Here is a 23,722-nt window from a genome sequence, read left to right as displayed (position 1 = left end):
CGCTGGCACGCGCCGTACCGGCCCGCATCACGCCGGCCACGAGGCGGGGCACACGGGTGATGCCCCGCCGCCGTGGCGTCCGCCGCCGGGCGACGGCGGACGCCACGTGCGCTCATGCGGGGAGGGTGGGCCCGCCCGGGATGGCCGAGACCAGCTGCCGGGCCATGGCCGCCGGGTTCTCCAGCGGCGCCGCATGCGCGCCCTCGATGCTCCGGGCCGCGAACGCGCCCCGGGTCAGCGCGGACCAGCCGGCCATCGTGCCCTCCGGCAGCACCGGGTCGGCCGCGGCCGACACCGCCGTGAGCGGGATGTCCAGCGGACCCCTGCGGTCGGCCTCCAGCACGAGCTGGTACCGGTTCCACATCGCGGAGTCGGCGCGCAGGTTCTCCAGGTAGCCGGCGAAGACCTCGTCGTGGGCGAGGACCTCGTCGGGCAGCACCCCCCGGAACGCCTCGACCAGGTCCTGCGGCGCCGCCGTGTCCCACACCGTCGACACCTCCTGGAACCGCTTGAGGGCCTGCGGCGCCTCGCTGAACGGCGGCAGCGCACACGCGACCACGAGGGAGAGCTCCGGCCCCCCCGCCCGGCTGCCCAGCCGGTGGGCGATCTCCCACACTCCGCACGCGCCCTGGCTGTGCCCGTACAGGACGACCGGCACGTCGAGGCGGTCGGACATCTCCGCCACGACCCGGTCGACCAGGACGTCCACATCGCCGAGCGGGGCCTCCCCGCCGCCTCCCTCACGGCCGGGCATCCGGATGGCGAGCAGCTCCACGTCCTCGGGAAGGTGCGGGACCAGCGGGAGGTGGGAGGTGGTGGTGCCCCCCATGCCCGCCATGGACAGGATCCGCGCCCTGGGCTGCCGCGCCGGCTTGAGCACCCGCACCAACGGGACGGGCACGGCCTCGGCGACGGGCCGGCGCCCGGTGAGCTCGTCGACCAGGTGCCGCGCGATGCCCGCACAACTGCCGTGCCGGAACAGCACGTCGGTGGCGAGCGGCAGTCCGGTCCGCCGGGCGAGCCTGGCGCGCAGGCCGACCGCCATCAGCGAGTCCATCCCGAGCTGCTGCAGGGGCTGCTCGGCGGGAACCTCCGCCAGCCCGAGAGCGGCCGCGGCCTCGACCCGGACCAGTTCGAGCACCGTACGCAGCCGGGCGTCCGGCCCCATGCCGGCCAGCCGCTCCTCGAGCCCGCTCTCCCGGCGCCTGCCGGTCATCGCCGCGCGCGCCTCCGGGACGCCCAGCAGCAGCGGACTCCGCCGGGCGACGCAGAACGCGGGGGTGAACCGGGACCAGTCGATGTCGGCGACACCCAGCGCCACGCGGTCCGTTCCGAGCACCAGGTCCAGAGCGCCCAGTGCGCGGTCCGGGGCCATCATGCGCAGCCCCCGCAGCCGCAGCTGCTCCTCGACCTCCTCCGTCACCATGCCGCCGTCGGCCCAGCCGCCCCAGTGCACCACGGTGGCCGTGCGGCCGCCCGCCACCCGGTGCCGGGCGAGGGCGTCCAGCGCGGCGTTGCCGGCCGCGTAGGTCGTCCCGCCGCCCGCACCCCACAGGCTCGCGCCACTGCCGTAGAGCAGGAACGCGTCCAGCGGCCGGTCGCCGAGCAGTTCGTGCAGGTGCCAGGCACCGGACACCTTCGCGGAGAGCTCCGCGGCGGCCCGGTCCCCGTCGAGATCGTCCAGGAGCGTCATCCCGGAGACCCCCGCGAGGTGGGCGACAACCGCCAGCGGCGGGCCGCCGGCGTCGATCCGCCCGATCAGGCGGGCGACCTGGTTCCTGTCACCGACGTCGCAGGCCGCCGTCACGAGCTCCGCCCCGGTCGCCTCGAGTTCCTCGCGGAACCGCGCGGAGACCTCGCCGGAGCGGGAGGCGAGGACGACGCGCCGCGTCCCGCGTTCCACCAGCCAGCGGGCGAGCCGCCGGCCGAGGGATCCCGTGCCGCCGGTGATCAGGGCGGTGCCGCCGGTGGTCCACGGCGACCGCGGAGCGAGGGTGGTGCGCCGCAGCCTGCGCACGTACCGGCCCCCGGCGCGGAGCGCGATCTGGTCCTCGTCGTCACCGGCGAGCACGGCGCGGACGAGCTGCGCGGCCCAGTCCGGGTGCGGCTGTTCCGGCAGGTCCGCGGTGCCGCCCCAGCCTTCGGGGCGTTCCAGGGCGGCGACCCGGCCCAGTCCGTGGAGCAGCGCCTGTTCGGGACGCGTGACCGGGTCGGCGGCGTCCACGCCGACGGCGCCCCTGGTGACCAGCCATACGGGAGTCTTCGGGTGGCTCGCCCCGAGTCCCTGGAGCAGGGCCACGGTGCGGAGGAAGCCCTGCCGGGTGTCGTCCCCGTCCAGGGGCGTCAGGACGATCACGCCCTGCAGCTCCGACGGCAGGGAGCCCAGGGCGCCCGGATCCGCGTCGGCCCGGTGCGTGCCGGCTCCCGCCCGGCGCAGGGCCGCCACCAGCTCCGCGGCGGGTGACGCGGTGTCCCCGAGCACGGCCCAGTCGCCGTCCGCCGTTGCCGGATCGGGCTCGGCGCACTGCCAGGCCTCCTCGTACAGCCAGTCGGCGATCTCGGTGTGGCCGTCGCGGCCCTCGTGCCAGCGCCGGAGCAGCGGCAGCAGGTCCACGACGCTGTCCCGGTGCTGCCCGGCCGCGCCGAGCAGCTCGGCGAGCCGGTCCACCTCGCCCGCGCCGACGGCCTCCCAGAACCGCTGGTCGGTCGTCTTGCGGCGGGCGGGTTCCTTCCAGTGGCGCTGCCCTTGGAACGCGTAGCCGGGCAGGGCGAGAAGGCGGCCGTCGGGGACGGCCGCGGACCAGTCGATCCCGACTCCGTGCGCGTGCAGGGCGCCCAGGGTGCGCTGGAGCCGGTCCAGGCCGCCCTGGTCCCGTTCCATGGCCGCCAGGACCACGGCGTCCCGGTCCGCGCCCCCGTCGGCCAGCGGCATGGCCAGCACGGGATGCGGGCTGACCTCGACGAACACCGTGTATCCGTCGGCGAGCAGCTGTTGTTGGGCGAGGTCGAGCCGGACGGGTTCGCGCAGGTTGCGGCACCAGTGGGCGGCGTCCAGCTCCTCACCCGCGGCCCGCCGGCCCAGCACCGTGGAGTACAGCGGGATCCCGGACGGACGGGGGCGCAGCGGGGCGAGCTGCTCCCGCAGGCCCGGCAGCAGCGGGTCCATGTGCGCACTGTGGGACGCACAGGCGGCGTTCAGCTTGCCGCACCACACGTCCTGGTCGTCCCACGCGTAGAGCAGCTCCTCCACGATCGCGCGGTCCCCCGAGATGACCGTGGATCCCGGGGTGTTCACCACGGCGACCGAGACGGCGTCCCCGTAGGGGGCCAGTGCCGCCTCGACCTCGGCGAGCGGGAGCTCCACCGTCGCCATCTCGCCGTCCGAGGACAGAGCGGCGAGGGCCGCGCTGCGTACGGCCACGATCCTGGCGCCCTCCTCCAGGGTCAGGGCGCCGGCGACGACGGCCGCGGCGATCTCGCCCTGGCTGTGTCCGACCACGGCCTGGGCTTCCAGGCCCAGGTCCCGCAGGGCGGCCGCCAGGCCGAGGTACATGGTGAACAGCACCGGCTGGGCGACGTCCAGGCGGTCCCACGCGATGCGGTCCTCGTCCCGGAGCAGTTCGAGGACCGACCAGCCGGTCCACGGGCGCAGTGCCTCGTCGCAGCGGGCCACCGCGTCGGTGAAGGCCGGGCTCTCGGCGAGCAGCCGCCGGGCCATGCCCGGCCACTGCGAACCCTGGCCGGGGAAGACGAACACGACCTTGCCCGGCCGCGCGGTGGCCAGGGTGACCGACGCGTCCGGCCGGTCACGGGCGATGGCGTTCAGCCCTTCGATGACCGCGGGCAGGTCGGGTCCGGCCACCGAGGCGCGTTCGGCGAAGTGCCGGCGGCGCCGCGTGGTGGTCCACGCGAGGTCGGCGAGTTCGGTCCCGGGGTGTTCGGTCAGCCAGTGGGCCCACTGGCGGGCCTGGTCCCGCAGGGCCTGCGGGGTCCGTCCGGAGACCACGACGGGCGCCGTGCCCCGCGCGGGGGCGGGCGCCGCCTGCTGCGGGGGCTGTTCCAGCACCAGGTGGGCGTTGGTGCCTCCGATGCCGAACGAGGAGACCCCGGCGCGGCGGGTGCCCGCCCAGGGGCGGGTGTCGTCGCTGATGCGCAAGGCCGCCGGGTCCAGGCCGAGTTCGGGGTTGACCCGCCGGAAGTTGACGGTGGGGACCAGTTCGCCGTGGTAGACGCACAGGGCCGCCTTGACCAGTCCTGCCAGGCCCGCGGCCACGTCGGTGTGGCCGATGTTGGACTTCACCGAGCCGACCGCGCAGGGCTCGTCGCGGTCGGGGGTGAAGACCTCCTGGAGGGCCTGGATCTCGATGGGGTCGCCCATGGCGGTGGCGGTGCCGTGCGCTTCGACGTAGCCGATGTCGGCGGCCGACAGTCCGGCGTCGGCGAGGGCGTCGGTGATCACGGTGGCCTGGCCGTTCACGCTGGGCGCGGTGAAGCCGACCTTGTCCGAGCCGTCGTTGTTGACGGCGCTGCCGCGGATGACCGCGTAGATCCGGTCCCCGGCCTCGACCGCGTCGGACAGCCGGCGCAGCACCACCGCCACCACACCGTTGGCGAGGACCGTGCCCGCGCCGTCGGCGTCGAAGGGCCGGCAGTGTCCGTCCGGGGAGGCGACGAAGCCTTCCTGGTACTGGTAGCCCTGCTCCAGCGGGAAGGTGAACGCGGAGGCGCCGACGAGTGCCACGTCGGACTCCCCGCGCAGCAGGCTCTGCCGGGCCAGATGCGTGGCCACCAGGCCGGTGGAGCAGGCGGTCTGCACCGTCAGCGCGGGGCCGCGCAGGTCCAGCTTGTGCGCCAGGCGCGTCGCGAGGAAGTCGTTCTTGTTGCCGATCGCCGAACGGAAGACCTCCGAGGCGTCCTCGGGATCCCCCTGGTCGTAGCCGCCGAAGCCGACTCCGCCGAAGACCCCGATGCGGCCGGGCTCGGCGCCGGGCAGGATGCCGGCGTCCTCCAGGCCCTGCCAGGCGGTCTCCAGGAAGAGCCGGTGCTGCGGATCCATGTTCTCCGCATCGGCCGGAGAGCACTGGAAGAACTCGGCGTCGAAGAGGTCCGCGTCCGCCACGTAGCCCTTGGCCGGGACGAACCCGGGATCCTCCAGGGCGCTCCGGGGCACGCCGGCGTCCAGCAGCTCCTGTTCGGTGAAGCGGCGGACGGACTCCACGCCGTCGCGCAGGTTCGCCCAGAACTGCTCCGCGCCCCGGGCGCCCGGCAGCCGCAGGGCCATGCCCACGATCGCCACGGCGTCCTCGTCCGCACGGGCCCGGGGCGCCGTCGCCGCGGCCACCGCACGGGGGGCGTCGCCGCGCAGGAACGCGGCCAGCCGGCGCACCGTGGAGTAGCGGAACAGCGTCGAGAGCGGGAACTCGCGGTCCAGGCCGGAGCTGACCAGCTCGTGGACCCGCAGCGCCGCCATGGACGTGCCGCCCAGCTCGAAGAAGCCCCTGTCCGGGTCGACCTCGGCCAGTCCCAGGACCCGCGACCAGGCCGAGACCACCGTCTCCCACACCCGGTCGCCCTCGGCGGCCGGCGCCGCGGGCTCCGGCTGCGGCGCGGGCAGGGCGGCCAGCGCCAGCCGGTCGATCTTGCGGTTCGGCGTCAGCGGCAGGCCGTCCCGCCGCACCCACCGCGCGGGCAGCATCGACACCGGCAGGCGCGCCGCGGCGTGCTCGGCCAGGGCCCGTTCGTCGGCGTCCCCGGAGTAGTACACCCACAGGGCCGCCGAGCCGGCGTCCTCCCGTACCACGGCGGCGGCCTCGCGCACGCCGGCGCACCCGGCGGCCACGGACTCGATCTCGCCGAGCTCGATGCGGTGTCCGGCCAGCTTCACCTGGCTGTCCACGCGGCCGCAGTACTCCAGTGAGCCGTCCTCGCGGTAGCGGACCACGTCCCCGGTGCGGTACATCCGCCCCGCGCCCGCGAACGGGTCCACCACGAACCGCTCGTCCGTCAGTTCGGGCCGGTGGAGGTAGCCCCGCGCGACCCCGCGCCCGCCGATCCACAACTCGCCGCGGCAGCCCCGCGGCACCGGCTGCCGCTGCGCGTCGAGCACGGCCAAGCGGGTGTCGAGGACGGGCGATCCCAGCGAGACCGGGCCGGGTTCGACCCGCCAGCTCGTGGACCAGACCGTGGTCTCCGTGGGCCCGTACATGTTGAGCACGTCGCCGCCGCAGGTCCGCAGCAGTCGGCCGGCCAGGCCGCGGTCGAGGGCTTCGCCGCCGACCAGGAGCAGCCGCAGCCCGCCGAGCAGTTCACGGCCGCCCGCGTCCGCCAGCAGCATCCTGGCCAGGGACGGCGTGCACTGCAGGTGCGTCGGCGCGTGCCGGCGGTATCCGGCCCAGGCGCCGAGTTCTCCGCCGGCGATGACCACGCGGTAGCCCCTGGTCAGGGTCCACAGCAGTTCGAGGCCGGAGATGTCGAAGGACACGCTGGTCACGGCGAGCCAGGTGTCGTCGGCGCCGCCGCCGACGCGGTCGTCCATGGCCCGGCAGAAGCCCGCGAACTGCGCGTGCTCGACGACCACGCCCTTGGGGGCGCCCGTGGAGCCCGAGGTGTAGAGGACGTAGGCGGGGTCGGACGGTTCCGGCGGGGCCGGCAGTGCGCCGTCCGGCCGTCCGTCCCGCGCGGCCCCGGCGGCCTCCTCGACGGACAGCACCCGCAGGCCGTCCGGCAGGGCGTCCGTGAGGGAGCCGCTCGAGATCACCACCGCGAGCCCGCTGTCGGACACCACGTGGTCCAGACGCGCCTTCGGGTACTCCGGGTCCAGCGGGACGTAGGCGGCCCCGGCCATCCAGGTGCCGAGCATCGCCACCGGCAGGTCGGCCGTGCGGGGAAGGCAGAGGCCGACCAGGTCACCCCGGGCCACGCCCAGGGCGGCGAGCCGCCGGGCGATCGCGCGGGCTCGCGCGGACACCTCCCCGTAGGTCAGCTCGCGTCCGTCCGCCACCACGGCCACCGCGTCGGGCGTCCGCGCCGCCTGTCCCAGGATCCGTTCATACGCGCTCTCCCCGGCGGGCCCGGCCGCGACCTCGCCGCCGTGCCCGGCGAGCCACCGGCGCTCCGCGGCGCAGAGCAGCCCGGCCTCCCGGACCGGACGGTCGGGCCGGTCCGCCAGCGACGCCAGCAGGGTCTCGAAGTTGGCGGCCATCCGGCGGGCCGCGTCCTGGTCCAGCACGTGCGCCTGGAACTCCAGCTCCCCGCGCAGCACCTCGCCGTCGGCGGTCAGCGTCAGGCCCAGCTCGAACTTCGACGCGCCCTGGACGTTGCCGGAGACGCTTCCCGTTGTCGGGAGCCGCCAGGCCGCCTCGCCCGAACCGATCGTGGGGAACGCCGTTCCGCCGTAGTTGAACACCGCCCGGAACAGCGGGTTCTCCTCGCCGGTCCGCTCACCCCCGGCGATGCGCACGACCTCGGTCAGCGGAACGCTCTGGTGCTCGAACACCCCCCGTACCCGGGTGTGCGTGCGGGCGAGGACGTCCTCGAAGGACACCGCGCCGGTCAGGTCGCAGCGCAGCGGCAGGGTGTTCGCGAGGAACCCGAAGGTCTGCGCGACCTGCGGCAGCTCCCTCGCCGACCAGATCGTGCCGATGCCGAAGTCGTACTGGTCGGCGTACCGGGCGAGCAGCACCGCGAAGGCGCTGACGTACACCGTGTACCCGGTGACGGAGTTGCGCGCGGCCAGTTCCTCCAGGGCGGTCCGCAGCTCCGCGGGCACGGTGAAGTGCACGGCGCCGCCCCGGTCGTCCCCGGCCGGCTCCCGAGCGGGCAGTTCCAGGCGCTGGGAGCCCTCCAGCTCGGACGCGAAGTACGCGAGCGAACGCGCGAAGGCGCCCTCCTCGAGGGACCGCTTCTCCCACCGCGCGTAGTCGCCGAGGTGGTAGCGGACCTCCGGGAGCCGCAGGGACTCCTGCCCCGCAAGGGCCCGGTACGCCGCGTGCAGCTCACCCAGCAGCAGGGACAGCGACCAGCCGTCGGTGACGGCGTGGTGCAGGGTGAAGCACATGGTCCACGTCTCGCCGGACTCCGCCAGCAGGCAGCGGAACAGGGTCTCGGCGTCCAGCGCGAACGGGATCCGCTCCTCCGCGCGCAGCATCCGGTCGAGCTCGTCGGGGCCGGCCGCCCGCTCGTGGCGCAGCGGCACGGTGAACTCCTGGTGCACCACCTGGACCAGTTCGCCGTCGCGGAGCTCCAGTCCGGTGCGCAGTGCCTCGTGCCGTTCCATCACCGCGCGCAGTGCCAGGCCGAAGGTCTCGGGACACAGCGGACCGGCCGCCTCGAGCCGGAGAACGGCGTTGTACTGCGCGGAGTCCGGATGCATCCGCTCCAGGAACCACAGCCGGCGCTGGCCCTCGGTCGCCGGATGGACGTCGCGCCGCTCGGCGCGTTCCATCGCCGGGCCTGCGGGCGGCAGTTCGGCGAAGGCGCCGGCGAGCAGGTAGTCCACGACCGCTCGCGGCGTGGGGTGTTCGAAGGCGAGCGTGGACGGCAGCGGGGTGCCGGTCACCTCGCTGAGCCGGTTGCGCAGCTGAAGGGCCATCATCGAATCCAGCCCGCGTTCCTGGAACCGCTCGTCCACCGGCATGGGTTCGCCGAGTCCGAGCACGCCGCGGAGCACCTCCTGCACGGCCTCCAGCACCGTGGGGGCGCGGTCGGCCTCGGGCAGTGCCGACAGCCGGGCCGCCAGGTCCGCGGGGGGCGCCTGCCGCTCCTGCCGGGTACGGGCTCCGCCGTCGATCCAGTAGCTCTGCCGCTGGAAGGCGTAGCCGGGCAGGCCGACCCGGCGGCCGGGCCCGTCGAGGACCCGGGTCCAGTCCACGGCGTGGCCGTGGACGTGCAGTTCGCCGAGGCCGCGCAGGATCTGTGCGAGGCCGCCGTGGTCCCGGCGCAGGCTGCCGAGGACCACTCCGCCGCTGTCGGCGGCGAACGTGGTCAGCGGGATGGCCAGCAGCGGATGCGCGCTGATCTCGGTGAACACGCCGAAGCCGTCGGCCCGCAGGGCGTCGAGCGCCAGGTCCATGCGCACCGGTTCGCGCAGGTTGCGGCACCAGTACCGGGCGTCCAGGGCCTGTCCGCCGATCGGCGCGCCGGTCACCGTGGAGTACAGGGGGACCGTCGTCGCGCGGGGCCGCAGATCGCTCAGCGCGGCTTCCACCTCGGGCAGCATCGGGTCGACCAGACTGCAGTGGCCGGCCCGGTCCGCCTTGATCCGGCGGGAGAACACGTCACGGTCCGCCAGCTGCGCGAGCAGGCCGGACACCGCGTCCGCCGCGCCGGCGACCGCCACCGAACCCGGGGTGTTCACCGCGGCCACCGACAGCGATCCGCCGTACTCGGCGAGCAGTTCCTCCACCTCGGCCAGCGGCAGTCCGAGCAGGGCCATGCCGCCCGAGCCGCTCTCGATGCGGTCGAACGCCTGGCTGCGGACGGCGACCACCTTGGCGCCCTCCTCCAGGGTCAGCGCGCCGGCGACCACGGCCGCGGGCACCTCGCCCTGGCTGTGGCCGACCACGGCCTCCGGTTCCAGACCGAGGGACCGCCACACCTCCGCCAGGCCGAGGGCGACCGTGAACAGCGCGGGCTGGGTGACGTGGACGTCGTCCAGGCTCAGCGCGCTGGCCCCGGGGTCCCGGAGCAGTTCGAGGACCGACCAGCCGGTCCAGGGGCGCAGTGCCTCGTCGCAGCGGGCGACGGTGTCGGCGAAGGCCCGGCTTTCGGCGAGCAGCCGCTGGGCCATGCCCGGCCACTGCGAACCGTGCCCGGCGAAGACGAACACGACCTTGCCGCGCTCCGCGGCCACCCCGGTGCACACCGCGTCGTCGACGTGTCCCTCCGCGAGCGCCGTCAGCCCGCGCACCGCCTCGTCCAGGTCGTGGGCGAGGACGGCGGCCCGGTGCCCGAAGTGCCGGCGGTGCCGGGCGGCGGTCCACGCGAGGTCGGCGAGTTCGGTCCCGGGGTGTTCGGCCAGCCAGCCGGCCCACTGGCGGGCCTGGTCCCGCAGAGCCTGCGGGGTCCGACCGGAGACCACGACGGGCGCCGCGGCCCGCGCCGGAGCGGGCGGCGCCGCCTCCTGCGGGGGCTGCTCCAGCACCAGGTGGGCGTTGGTGCCTCCGATGCCGAACGAGGAGACCCCGGCGCGGCGGGTGCCCGCCCAGGGGCGGGTGTCGTCGCTGACCCGCAGGACCGCCGGGTCCAGACCCAGCTCGGGGTCGGCCCGCCGGAAGTTGACCGTGGGAACCAGCTCGCCGTGGTAGACGCAGAGCGCCGCCTTGACCAGTCCCGCCAGACCCGCGGCCACGTCCACGTGACCGATGTTGGACTTCACCGAACCGACCGCGCACGGCTCGTCGCGGTCGGCGGAGAAGACCTCCTGCAGCGCCTGGACCTCGATCAGGTCGCCCATGGCGGTGGCGGTGCCGTGCGCCTCGACGTAGCCGATGTCGGCGGCCGACAGTCCGGCGTCCGCGAGGGCGTCGGTGATCACGGCGGCCTGCCCGCTGACGCTGGGCGCGGTGAAGCCGACCTTGTCCGAGCCGTCGTTGTTGACGGCGCTGCCGCGGATGACCGCGTAGATCCGGTCCCCGGCCCCGACCGCGTCGGACAGCCGGCGCAGTACCACCGCCACCACACCGTTGCCCACCACGGTGCCCTGGCGCTCGGCGTCGAAGGCACGGCAGGAGCCGTCCGGGGAGAAGACGAAGCCTTCCTGGTGGTAGTAGCCGTACTCCAGGGGGAAGGTGAGCGCGGAGGCGCCGACCAGTGCCACGTCGGACTCCCCGCGCAGCAGGCTCTGCCGGGCCAAGTGCGCCACCACCAGGCCCGTGGAGCAGGCCGTCTGCACCGTCAGCGCGGGGCCGCGCAGGTTCAGCTTGTGCGCCACCCTGGTGGACACGAAGTCGGACTTGTTCCCGAGGAGGTTGCGGTAGAACTCGTGGAGTTCGGTGATCTCGTCGCCGCGCACGGTTCCGCTGTTGTAGCCGCCGAATCCGGCGCCGGCGAAGACCCCGATGCGGCCGGGGTGGGAACCGGGCTCGACGCCGGCGTCCTCCAGGCCCTGCCAGGCGGTCTCCAGGAAGAGCCGGTGCTGCGGATCCATGTTCTCCGCTTCGGACCGCGAGTACCCGAAGAACTCGGCGTCGAAGAGGTCGGCGTCCGCCACGTAGCCCTTGGCCGGGACGAACGCGGGATCGTCCAGGACGCTCCGGGGCACGCCGGCGTCCAGGAGCTCCTGTTCGGTGAAGCGGCGGACGGACTCCACCCCGCCGCGCAGGTTCGCCCAGAACTCCTCCGCGTCACCGGCCCCCGGCAGCCGCAGGGCGATGCCCACGATCGCCACCGCGTCCCCGTCGGGACGCTCCCCGGACGCCACCGCCACCGCCACCGCAACCGGAGCCGGCGCCGGCTCCGGCGCCGCGGCCGCCGCACGGGGGGCGTCGTCGCGCAGGAAGGCGGCGAGCTGGCGCACGGTGGAGTGGCGGAACAGGGTCGCGAGCGGGAAATCCCGGTCCAGGCCGTCGCGGACCAGTTCGTGGACCCGTACCGCGGTCAGCGAGGTTCCGCCCAGGTCGAAGAACCCGCTGTCCGGGTCCACTTCGTCCGGTTCCAGCTCCAGTACCTGCGACCAGGCCGAGAGCACCGTCTCCCACACCCGGTCACCGCCGGCGGCCGGCTCCGCGGACCGCGGCCCGGACGCGGCCGGCTGCGGCGGCACGCTGTCGGCGTGCCGCCGGAACGAGCCCTCTTCCCCGGCGTGGAGCAGGGCCAGCCGGCTGACCGGCTGACCGCCGTCCCGGACGAAGGAGCCCAGCAGGGCCTCGAAGTTGGCGACCATGCGCCGTGCGGATTCCCGGTCCAGTACGTGTGACCGGAACTCCAGCTCCCCGCGCAGTCCCCCGGCGGCGGGTGCGAGGCTCATGGTCAGCTCGAACTTGGCGGTCCCCGCGACGTTGCCGGTGAAGAACCCGGCGAACGGCTGCCACGTGCCGTCGTCCGGCTCGGCTCCCAGGCCGTAGTTGAACACCGCCCGGAACAGCGGGTTCTCCTCGCCGTTGCGCTCGGCGTCGACGACCTTGACCACTTCGGACAGCGGCACGTTCTGGTGTTCCATCACGCCGAGCACGCGCGATTTCAGCGCCGACAGCAGACCGGGCACGTCCGGGTCGGCGGAGAGGTCGCAGCGCAGCGGCAGGGTGTTGGCGAGGAAGCCGACGATCTCCGCCGAGCCGGGCAGCCCGCGCCCGGACCACACCGTGCCGATGCTGAAGTCCCGCTGGTCGCTGTACCGGGAGAGCAGCACCGCGAAGGCGCCGGCCAGCACCGTGTACAGCGTGACCCCCGCATCGGAGGCGAGGGCCTCCAGCTCGCCCCGAAGGGCGTCGGGCACGGCGAAGACGACCTTGCCCGCACCGGAGTCCGGTGCGCTGCTCGGCAGTTCCAGGCGCGGGGCTCCGGCCAGTTCGTCCCGGAAGAAGCCGAGACCCGCCCCGAAGGCTCCCTGCTCGAGGGAGTCCCGCTCCCAGCGGGCGTAGTCGCCCAGGTGCACGAGCGGGTCGCCCGCGCCGTCGGGCACCAGGCCCGCGCGGAACGTCCCGTACGCGGCGAACAGCTCGTGCAGCACCATGACCAGCGACCAGGCGTCGATGACCGCGTGGTGCAGGGTCAAGCAGACCACCTGCTCGTCCGCGCCGGTCAGCACCAGGCAGCGCAAGAGCACGGGGCCCGACAGGTCGAAGGGCGTCTCTGCCTCGTCCCGGATCAGGTCGGCCGTCTCCGCGGGACCGGCCGTCTCCGCGAAGCGCAGCGGGGCGGCGAACTCCTCGTGCACCACCTGGACCAGCTCACCGTCGCGGCTCTCCAGGCCGGTGCGCAGCGCCTCGTGCCGCCGCACCACGAACTCGACGGCGGCGGCGAACGCCGCGCGGTCCAGCGGCTCGGAGACCCGGACCGGCATCGTCACGTTGTACTCGGCGGTGCCGGGGCGCATCCGCTCCAGGAACCACAGCCTGCGCTGACCCTCGGTCGCCGGATGCACGTCGCGCCGCTCCGCGCGCTCCACGCGCGCCCGCGCCGTGTCGTCGCCGCGGTCGGTCAGGCAGCGGTTCAGGTACCGCGCCAGGCCGGCGGGCGTCGGGTGGTCGAAGACGGCCGTCGCGGGCAGGGACAGCCCGGTCTCGGCGGACAGCCTGCGGCGCAGTTCCACGGCCATCAGGGAGTCCAGCCCGAGCCCGGTGAACTCCGCGTCGGGGCGGATCTCGTCGGTGCGGCCCAGCGCCACGGCCGCTTCGCGCCGCACGAGGTCGGTCAGAGCACTGGTGCGCTGCGGTTCCGGCAGGCCGGACCATCCGGTGTCGACGCCCTCCGTCCGGGCGTCCGCCAGCCTCCGTATCCGGGTCCTGCCCCGCAGCAGTGGCGAGCGGGCGTCCTCGGCGCCCGAGAGATCCACCCGCAGGGGCACGAGGTGCGCTCGCCGGCTGGTCAGCGCGGTGTCCAGGGCGCCCAGCGCCTGTGCGCCGGTCAGCGCGGCCACGCCCTGCCTGCGCATCCGGGCCAGTTCCGCCCGGCCGAGGTGCGCGGTCAGTCCCGTACCGGCCTGCTCCCACAGGCCCCAGGACAGGCTCAGTCCGGGAAGTCCCTGCCGGCGCCGCTCGACCACGACCGCGTCCGCGAACGCGTTCGCCGCGGCGTAGCCGCTCTGCCCGGCGCTCCCGAGGACACCCGCGGCGGAGGAGAACACCACGAACCGGGTCAGCGGACGGTCGGCGGTCAGCTCGTGGAGCCACCATGCCGCGCGGGCCTTGGGTGCCCAGACCCGTTCCAGGCGCTCCGGGGTCTGGTCCGTGAGCAGTCCGTCGTCGAGCACGCCGGCCAGGTGCCAGACGCCGCTGAGGTCCGGGACGGACTCCACGAGGCGGGCCACCTGGTCGCGGCTGGTGACATCGCAGGCCACCACGCGCACCCGCTCGGCCCCGGCGGCGGTCAGCTCGGCGACCAGCTCGGCGGCGCCGTCCGCGCCGTCGCCCCGGCGGGAGGCCAGCACGAGGCTGCGCACTCCGTACGCGCCCACCAGGTGCAGTGCGATCTGACGCCCCAGTTCACCGGTGCCGCCGGTGATCAGTTCCGTGCCCGGTGCCCGGTCCGCGGTACCAGCGCCGTCGGCGCGTGCCGTGTCGCGCGGGGAGAACCGGACCAGCCGGGGGACGCGTACCGTGCGGCCGCGGACCGCCGACTCCGGCTCGGCGAGGGTCAGCGCCGCCCGGACCGTGTCCGGATCGGCGTCCGCGTCGACGTCCACCAGCCGCACCGGGTGCCCCTCGGCGCGCGCCGCGCGCAGCAGACCCCACAGGGGTGCCGAGGCCAGGTCGAGGGTCTCGTCCTCGTCCACGGACACCGCCCGGCTGGTCACCCACACCAGTTCGGCGCCGGCCGGCCGGGGGCCGGCCAGCAGCTCGCGCGCGCGGGCCAGGGCCGCCGCGGTGAACTCCTGCGGGGTGCCGGAGGGTTGCGTCGCGTCCACGACGATGCGGGAGGGAGCCGGTCCGGTTCCGCTGTCCAGCGTGGGCAGTCCGAGTGCGGCCGCGAGGGGTCCGGCGGTGACCACGGTGTCCGCCGGTTCACCGGCGGGCGACGGGTGCTCCTGGAACTCCAGCCGGTACAGGTGCTGTTGGGTCGCCGTCCGCAGGCCCTCCGCACTGGCCTCCCGCAGGCGCAGGCCCGCGGTGACGACCGGGTCCCCGTTCTCGTCCGTCACCCACAGCCCGGCCTGCTCGCGCGTGCGGTCGAGGCGTACGCGCACCCGTACGACGGACGCGCCGGTCGCGTACAGCCGGGTGCCGCTCCACTCGAACGGCAGCAGGACCCGCTTGCCGCGCGTGGGACCGGCGGCGTCGCCGGCCTCCTCGGCGGTGAGGATCGTGTGGAGGGCGGCATCCAGGAGTGCGGGGTGGATCCCGAAGCCGTCGGGCCGCAGGCTCTCCGGCAGGCGGAGGACGGCATGGAGCTCGTCGCCCTGCCGCCACAGGGCGCTGAGGCCCTGGAAGGCGGGGCCGTAGTCGAGTCCGCGTGCTCGGAAGCGCTCGTAGAAGCCGTCCAGGGGCACGGGTTGCGCGGTCTCGACCGCTGCCGCCCAGTCGACCGGTTCCGGGTCGGGCGCGGCCGTGTCGTGGGTGAGCTGGGCGGTGGCGTGGGTGGTCCAGGGCGTGTCGGGGTGGGTGTCGGGGCCGGGGTGGGTGTGGACGGTCGCCTGGCGGTTCCCGTTGCCGTCGATCTCGCCGACGGCGATCTGTACGCGCAGGCCGCCGGTCTCGGGCAGGACCAGGGGGGCGGTGAGGGTGAGGGTGTCCACCGCGACGGCTCCGACCCGCTCGGCGGCGGTGAGGACCATGTCGAGGATGCCGGTGCCGGGCAGGAGCACGGTGTCGAACACCTTGTGATCGTTCAGCCAGCGCTGTCCGGGTGCGGTGGCGTCGATGATGCCGGTGAGGATCAGGCCGTCGCCGGAGGCCAGCGGTGTCGACAGCGTGAGCCACGGGTGGTCCAGGCCGTCCACGCCCCCACCCGAGCGGGCCGCCGCCGGAGCGGCGCCGGGGGCGGGGAGCCAGTAGCGCCGCCGGTCGAAGGCATAGGTGGGCAGTCCGTCCGCCACCGAGGCCCGGGGGACCAGCCGGTGCCACGGCCACGCGTCCGCGTGGGCGAGTCCGGCGCGGACCCAGGAGGACAGGACGTCGGTGGTGTCGGCCCGGTCCCGGTGGGCGGTGGCCACGGCGACGCCCCCGTGCTGCCGGGTGACCTCGTCGAGGACCATGGCCATGACGGGGTGGGGGCTGATCTCGATCCAGGTGTGGTGGCCGTCGAGGGTGGCTGCCTGGCCGGCCTGGTCGAAGCGGACCGGTCGGCGCAGGTTGGCGCACCAGTAGTCGGCGTCCAGTTCGGTGCCGTGGAGCAGGCGGCCGTGGACGGTGGAGTAGAGCGGGATGTCTCCGGCGGCCGGTTGCAGGCCGTGGAGTTCCTCGGCGAGGGCGGGCAGCAGGGGGTCCATGTGGGCGCTGTGGGAGGCGTAGTCCACCTGTACCCGGCGGGCGAACACGTTCTCGGACCGCAGCCGGGTGAGGAGGGCGTCGAGGGCGTGGGCGTCTCCGGAGACCACGGTGGACGTGGGGGTGTTGACCGCGGCGATCGACAGGCCGGTGTCGGCCAGCCGTTCGCCGATCCACTCGTGGCCGCGTTCGACGACGGCCATGCCGCCCTGCCCCTGGCAGGTGGCGACGGCCCGGGAGCGGGCGGCGACGATCCGTGCGCCCTGTTCGACGGTGAGGATCCCCGCGACGACGGCGGCGGCGACCTCGCCCTGCGAGTGTCCGATGACGGCCTGCGGGGTGATGCCCATGGACTGCCACCAGGCGGCCAGGCCCAGGCTCATCGCGAACAGCGCGGGCTGTACCTCCTCGACCCCGGCCAACGGTCGCTGCCCGGTGAGGACTTCGGTGACCGACCATCCGGTCCAGGGCAGCAGGGCGGCGTCGCAGGCGGCCACGGTCTCGGCGAACACCGGGGAGTGGTCGTACAGGGCACGGCCCATGCCCTCCCACTGCGACCCCTGCCCCGGGAACACCCACACGCCGCCGGAACCGGCCGCGGCGAGCGCCGCTGCGCCCAGTCCCTCGACGGGGGCGATCACGCCCTCCGCGTCGGCGCCTTCGGCGAGTGCTTCCAGCCGGCTGATGGCCTCGTCGCGGGTGGTGGCGAGGACGGCGCCCCGGTGGTCGAACCAGCTGCGGTGCCACAGGGCCGTGGACGCCACCCGGTGGAGCGAGACCTCCGGGTGCGCCCGCCACCACGCGGCCCAGCGCCGGGCCTGCGCCCTCACCACCTCCGCGTCCCGGCCCGACACCACGACCGGGAACACACCCTCCGGCACCGCCGTCTCGATGACGGGCTCCGCGGCAGGGGGCTCTTCGAGGATGAGGTGGGCATTGGTCCCGCTCAGTCCGAACGAGGACACACCCGCACGCCGGACCCGGGACTCCTCCCGCGGCCAGGAGCGCGCCGCGTCCAGCAGCCGCAGGCCGCTGCCCTCCCACTCGACGTGGCCGCTGGGCTGCTCGGCGTGCAGGCTGGCGGGCAGCCGCTCGTGCTGGAGCGCGAGCACCATCTTGATCACGCCGGCCACGCCCGCGGCGGCCTGGGCATGACCGATGTTCGACTTGGACGATCCGAGCCAGACCGGCCGCTCCGCAGACCGTCCCGGACCGAAGACGGCCGCCAGCGCACCCGCCTCGATCGGGTCACCGAGCGGGGTCCCCGTACCGTGCGCCTCGATGGCGTCCACGTCCGAGGGGGACAGCCCCGCGCGGGACAGCGCCTGCTCGATCACCCGCTGCTGCGAGGGGCCGTTCGGCGCGGTCAGCCCCTGGGACCGGCCGTCCTGGTTCACGGCCGAGCCGCGGATGACGGCCAGCACCCGGTCCCCGTCCGCCTGCGCGGCCGACAGCCGCTTGAGGACCAGGACGCCGCAGCCTTCGGACCAGCCGGCCCCGTCGGCGTCGGCGGAGAAGCTCTTGCACCGGCCGTCGGTAGCGGTGCCGCGCAGCCGGGCGAACTCCACGAACACCGACGGTGTCGACATCACCGTCACACCGCCGGCCAGCGCGATGTCGCACTCCCCCTGGCGCAGCGCCGTCACCGCCAGGTGCAGGGACACCAGCGACGAGGAGCACGCCGTGTCCACCGTCACCGCCGGGCCCTGCAGCCCCAGGGCGTACGAGACCCGGCCCGACAGCACACTTCCGGCGCTGCCCATGGAGCCGTACGCGTCGAGCGCACTCAGGTCGTGCTTGTGGAAGCGGTCGTAGTCCGACCCCATCGCGCCGAGGTACACACCGGTGTTGCTGCCCTCGAGGGTTTCGGGGCGGAGGCCGGCCCGCTCCAACGCCTCCCACGAGGCCTCCAGCACGAGCCGCTGCTGCGGGTCCATCGCCTGGGCCTCGGGCGCCGGTATCCCGAAGAAGCCCGCGTCGAACTCCGCGACGTCCCGCAGGAATCCGCCCGTCCGCGCATAGCTCTTGCCGACCGCTTCCGGGTCCGGGTCGTAGACGTCCCAGCCGTCCCACCGCGAGGGGAACCCCTCGATCGCGTCCCCGCCCGAGGACAGCAGCTCCCAGAACTCCTCCGGCGTCCCCACCCCGCCCGGCAGCCGGCACGCCATCGACACGATCGCGACCGGATCGTCGTCCTGGTCCGCGGCCCGGACCACGGCTCCGGCGGGCAGCGCCGCCGGTGACAGGTCCATCCGTTCCAGGAGGAACTCCGCCATGGCGGACGGGGTCGGGTAGTCGAACGCCAGCGTCGCGGGCAGCGGCACCTCGGTCTCCTGCGAGACCCGGCGCCGCAGCTCCACGGCCATCAGCGAATCGAGGCCGAGGTCCCTGAGCACCTGCTGCGCCGACACCGCGGCCTCGTCCGGCAGGCCGAGCACGTCCGCCGCCGCGGACCGCACCAGCAGCGTCAGCGACTCCCGCCGCTGGTCGGGGGAGAGCGCGGCGAGCCTGGCGCGCAGGCCCGCCGGGGCCTCCACCGTGTTCGCCCGCCGCAGCCGCCTCCTGACCATGCCGCGCAGCAGCACCGGCACCTCGTCCTGGCCGCGATGCAACGAGGCCAGCCCGAGTCGGACCGGGACCAGATGCCCCCCCGCCCGCGTCGCCAGCGCCGCGTCCAGCGCACGCAGCCCTTCGTCCACGGACAGCGGCTCGATGCCCATGCGCCGGATCCGGGCCAGCTCGGCCCGGCCGAGGTGCGCGGTGAGCCCCGTGCCGGACTGCTCCCACAGCCCCCAGGACAGACTCCTGGCGGGCAGGCCCGCGTGCACCCGCCATTCGGCGAACGCGTCCAGGAACGCGTTGCCCGCGGCGTACGTGCTCTGGCCGGCGCTGCCGAACACCCCGGCCAGCGAGGAGAACATCACGAACTCGGACAGCGCGTGCCCACGGGTCAGTTCGTGCAGGTGCAGCGCGGCGTCCAGCTTCGGGGCGAGCACGCGCTCCAGCCGCTGCGCGGTCTGGTCCGGCAGCAATCCGTCGTCCAGCACTCCGGCCAGGTGCCACACCGAATCGAGGTCGTCGAGGGAACCGATCAGGCCGGCGAGGGCCTCCCGGTCGGCGACGTCACAGGCCACGATCCGTACGCTGTCGGCCCCGGCCGCCGTGAGTTCGGCGGCCAGGCCGGCAGCCCCCGGGGCCCGGTCGCCCTGCCGCGAGGTCAGTACGAGGCGCCGCACCCCGCGGGTGCGCACCAGGTGCCGGGCGAGCTCCCTGCCCAGCTCACCGGTGCCGCCGGTGACCAGTGCGGTTCCCGACGGTGCCGGGGCTCCCGCGGTGGCGTCTTCCGGGTCCGGTTCGACCGTGACCAGCCGCGCGACCCGGATCTCCCCTCCCCGGACCGCGATCTCGGGCTCGTCCGCGACGGACACCGCCCTGGCGAGCGCGGCGGCGTCCTCGGCCCCGGAACCGGTGTCCACCAGGCGCAGCGACCGCTGCGGATACTCGGCGCGCGCGGCCCGGACCAGCCCCCACAGCGGGGCGTGCACCAGGCCCTCGACGCCGTGGCCCGGCTCGGCCGCTACGGCCTCCCGGGTCACCCAGACCAGTTCGGTCCCGTCCAGTCGGGACTCGGCCAGCAGACCCCGCACGGTGTGCAGTGCCGTGGCGGTGGTCGTGCGCACCGCGTCCGCCAGAGCGCCCGGCTCCCGCGTGGTGCTGTCGACGACCAGGCGGGCCGGGGGCTCGCCGCCGGCGTCGAGGAGGGCGCGCAGCTCGTCCGCGTCGGTGACGGGCCGTCCGCCGACCACCTGCGCGAGGTCACCGGAGCCGCCGAGGACCCAGGTCTCGGCCGGTGCCTCGCGCGTCGTGCCGGCAGGCTGGAAGTCGAGCCGGTAGAGGTGGCCGCCCGTGCGCCGCCGCAGCTGCTCCTCGGTCGCCGAACGCACCACGAGCGCGTCCACATAGGCCACCGGTTCGCCGTGGGCGTCCGCCATCCACAACCGGGCCTCGGAGGACGCGGGGTCCCGCTCGATCCGGACGCGGAGTTCGGTCGCCCCGGTGGCGTACAGCTCGGCCCCGGCCCACTCGAAGGGGAGCGGCACCCGTCCGGTGTCGGCGTCCAGTACGGAGAGCGCGTGCAGCGCCGCGTCCAGCAGGGCCGGATGCACCGCGAAGCCGCCGGCCGCCGCACTCTCGGCCTCGGCCTCGGACTCGGCCTCGGGCAGGCGGACCACGGCGTAGGCGGTGTCGCCGCTGCGGGACAGCTCCACCAGGCCCTGGAAGGCGGGCCCGTAGTCGATTCCGCGCTCGCGCAGCCGGTCGTAGAACCCGTCCAGATCCACGGGCGTGGCGCCCGCCGCCGGCCAGTCGTGGAGCTGCCGGAAGCCGTGGCCGTCGGTGTCGCCGGCCGCCAGGGGGGTGAGCCGGGCGGTGGCGTGGGTGGTCCAGGGCGTGTCGGGGCGGGAGTCGGGCTCGGGGTGGGTGTGGACGGTGGCCTGGCGGAAGCCCTCGGCGTCGGCGCCGGTGACGGCGATCTGTACGCGCAGCCCGCCGGTCTCGGGGAGGACGAGGGGGGTGGTGAGGGTGAGGGTGTCGATCCCGGCGGCGCCCACCCGGGCGGCGGCGGTGAGGACCATGTCGAGGATGCCGGTGCCGGGCAGCAGCACGGTGTCGAACACCTTGTGGTCGTTCAGCCAGCGCTGTCCGGGTGCGGTGGCGTCGATCCGGCCGGTGAGGAGGAGGCCGTCGTCGTCGGCCAGCGGGGTGGAAAGGGTCAGCCAGGGGTGGTCGAGCCCGTCCGCGCCCCAGGCCGAGGGGTCGGCCTGGGTGTTGGCGGGGGCGGGGAGCCAGTACCGCCGGCGGTCGAAGGCGTAGGTGGGGAGGGCGGTTTCCACCGGCGTCCGCGGTACCGCGCGCTCCCACGGCCATCCGGTGCCCCGGGCGAGTCCGGCGCGGACCCAGGAGGACAGGACGTCGGTGGTGTCGGCCCGGTCCCGGTGGGCGGTGGCCACCGTGGTCCCGCCGTGCTGCTGGGCGATCTCATCGAGGGCCATGGCCATGACGGGGTGGGGGCTGATCTCGATCCAGGTGTGGTGGCCGTCGGCGGTGGCTGCCTGGCTGGCCTGGTCGAAGCGGACCGGTCGGCGCAGGTTGGCGCACCAGTAGTCGGCGTCCATCTCGGTGCCGTGGAGCAGGCGGCCGTGGACGGTGGAGTAGAGCGGGATGTCTCCGGCGGCCGGTTGCAGGCCGTGGAGTTCCTCGGCGAGGGCGGGCAGCAGGGGGTCCATATGGGCGCTGTGGGAGGCGTAGTCCACCTGTACCCGGCGGGCGAACACGTCCTCGGACCGCAGCCGGGTGAGCAGGGAGTCGAGGGCGTCGGCGTCTCCGGAGACCACGGTGGATCCCGGGGTGTTGACCGCGGCCACGGACAGACCGGTGCCGGTGAGGCGTTCGGTGATCCAGTCCACGCCGCGTTCGACGACGGCCATGCCGCCCTGCCCCTGGCAGGTGGCGACGGCCCGGGAGCGGGTGGCGACGATCCGCGCGCCCTGTTCGACGGTGAGGATCCCCGCGACGACGGCGGCGGCGACCTCGCCCTGCGAGTGTCCGATGACGGCCTGCGGGGTGATGCCCATGGACTGCCACCAGGCGGCCAGGCCCAGGCTCATGGTGAACAGCGCGGGCTGTACCTCTTCCACGCCGGCCAACGGCCGCTGCCCGGTGAGGACTTCGGTGACCGACCATCCGGTCCAGGGCCGCAGGGCGGCGTCGCAGGCGGCCACGGTCTCGGCGAACACCGGGGAGCGCTCGTACAGGGCACGGCCCATGCCCTCCCACTGCGACCCCTGCCCCGGGAACACCCACACGCCGCCGGTGCCGCCCGCCAGGAGGGCCTCGTCGGCCGGCGCTTCGACGGGGGTGATCACGCCGAGGACATCGGCGCCTTCGGCGAGTGCTTCGAGCCGGTCGATGGCCTCGTCGCGGGTGGTGGCGAGGACGGCGCCCCGGTGGTCGAACCAGCTGCGGTGCCACAGGGCCGTGGAGGCGACCTGCTCCAGGGGTACCTCCGGGTGTGCGCGCCACCACGCGGCCCAGCGCCGGGCCTGCGCCCGCACCACGCCCGCGTCCCGGCCCGACACCACGACCGGGAACACCCCGCCGGCCCCGGCCCCGGAGACCTCCGCGGGTTCCTCCGGGGAGCCCGCGGGCGCCGGGGCCTCTTCGAGGACCAGATGGGCGTTGGTGCCGGACAGTCCGAAGGAGGACACGCCCGCGCGCCGCGGCCGGGACTCCTCCGGCGCCCAGGAGCGGGCCTCGCCCACCAGTTGCAGCCCGCTGCCCTCCCAGGCGATGTGCTCGCTGGGCCGCTCGGCGTGCAGGCTCGGGGGCAGCTGCTCGTGCTGGAGCGCGAGCACCATCTTGATCACGCCGGCCACGCCGGCGGCGGCCTGGGCATGACCGATGTTCGACTTGGACGATCCGAGCCAGACCGGCCGCTCCGCGGACCGTCCCGGACCGAACACCTCCGCCAGCGCGCCGGCTTCGACCGGGTCGCCCAGGGGAGTCCCGGTGCCGTGCGCCTCGATGGCGTCCACGTCCGCGGGGGACAGCCCCGCGCGCGACAGTGCTTCCCGGATCACCCGCTGCTGCGAGGGGCCGTTCGGCGCGGTCAGCCCCTGGGACCGGCCGTCCTGGTTCACGGCCGAGCCGCGGATGACGGCCAGCACCCGGTCCCCGTCCGCCTGCGCGGCCGAGAGCCGCTTGAGGACCAGGACGCCGCAGCCTTCGGACCAGCCGGCCCCGTCGGCGTCGGCGGAGAAGCTCTTGCACCGCCCGTCGCCCGCGGTGCCCCGCAGGCGGGAGAACTCCACGAACACCGACGGTGTCGACATCACCGTCACACCGCCGGCCAGCGCGACATCGCACTCGCGCTGGCGCAGCGCCGTCACCGCCAGGTGCAGGGCCACCAGCGACGAGGAGCACGCCGTGTCCACCGTCACGGCGGGGCCCCGCAGCCCCAGGGCGTACGAGACCCGGCCCGACAGCACACTGCTCGCCCGGCCGGTGTTGACGTAGCCGTCCTGGTCCCCGAGACCGTGCCCGAGGCTGCCGTAGTCGCCGTTCATCGTGCCCAGGTACACACCGGTGTTGCTGTTCTCGAGGGCCTCGGCGGGGTATCCGGCCCGTTCGAGGGCCTCCCAGGAGGTCTCCAGGGCCACGCGCTGCTGCGGGTCCATCTGCCGCGCCTCGCGCGGCGGTATCCCGAAGAAGCCCGCGTCGAACTGCTCGACGTCCCGCAGGAATCCGCCCGTCCGCGCATAGCTCTTGCCGACGGCCTCCGGGTCCGGGTCGTAGACGTCCCAGCCGTCCCACCGCGAGGGGAACCCCTCGATCGCGTCCCCGCCCGAAGACAGCAGCTGCCAGAACTCCTCCGGCGTCCCCACCCCGCCCGGCAGCCGGCACGCCATCGACACGATCGCGACCGGTTCGGTCAGCTGCGCCTCCAGATCGGTCGCCCGCCGCTTGAGCTCCCGGATCGCGGGCAGGGCGAGTTCCAACCGACTCTGTTCAGACATCAGGGGTTCCTTCCGGGAAGTGCGGGGAGGCGGGAGGCGGGAGGGGGAGCTGGGCGCTGGGAGCTT

General features: G+C 74.8%; 1 protein-coding gene. It reads right to left on the bottom strand.

The annotated features are described in order from the left end of the window. Positions 1-112 precede the first annotated feature (112 nt). Positions 113-23,656: an amino acid adenylation domain-containing protein gene (locus tag AB0D66_RS01830; RefSeq protein WP_362295101.1), complete on the bottom strand. Its 23,544-nt coding sequence runs from the start codon at positions 23,654-23,656 to the stop codon at positions 113-115. Positions 23,657-23,722: the final 66 nt, after the last annotated feature.

The organism is Streptomyces sp. NPDC048270, assembly GCF_040652335.1.
Classification (GTDB): Bacteria; Actinomycetota; Actinomycetes; order Streptomycetales; family Streptomycetaceae; genus Streptomyces.
This window is presented reverse-complemented; position numbering and strand designations above follow the sequence as displayed.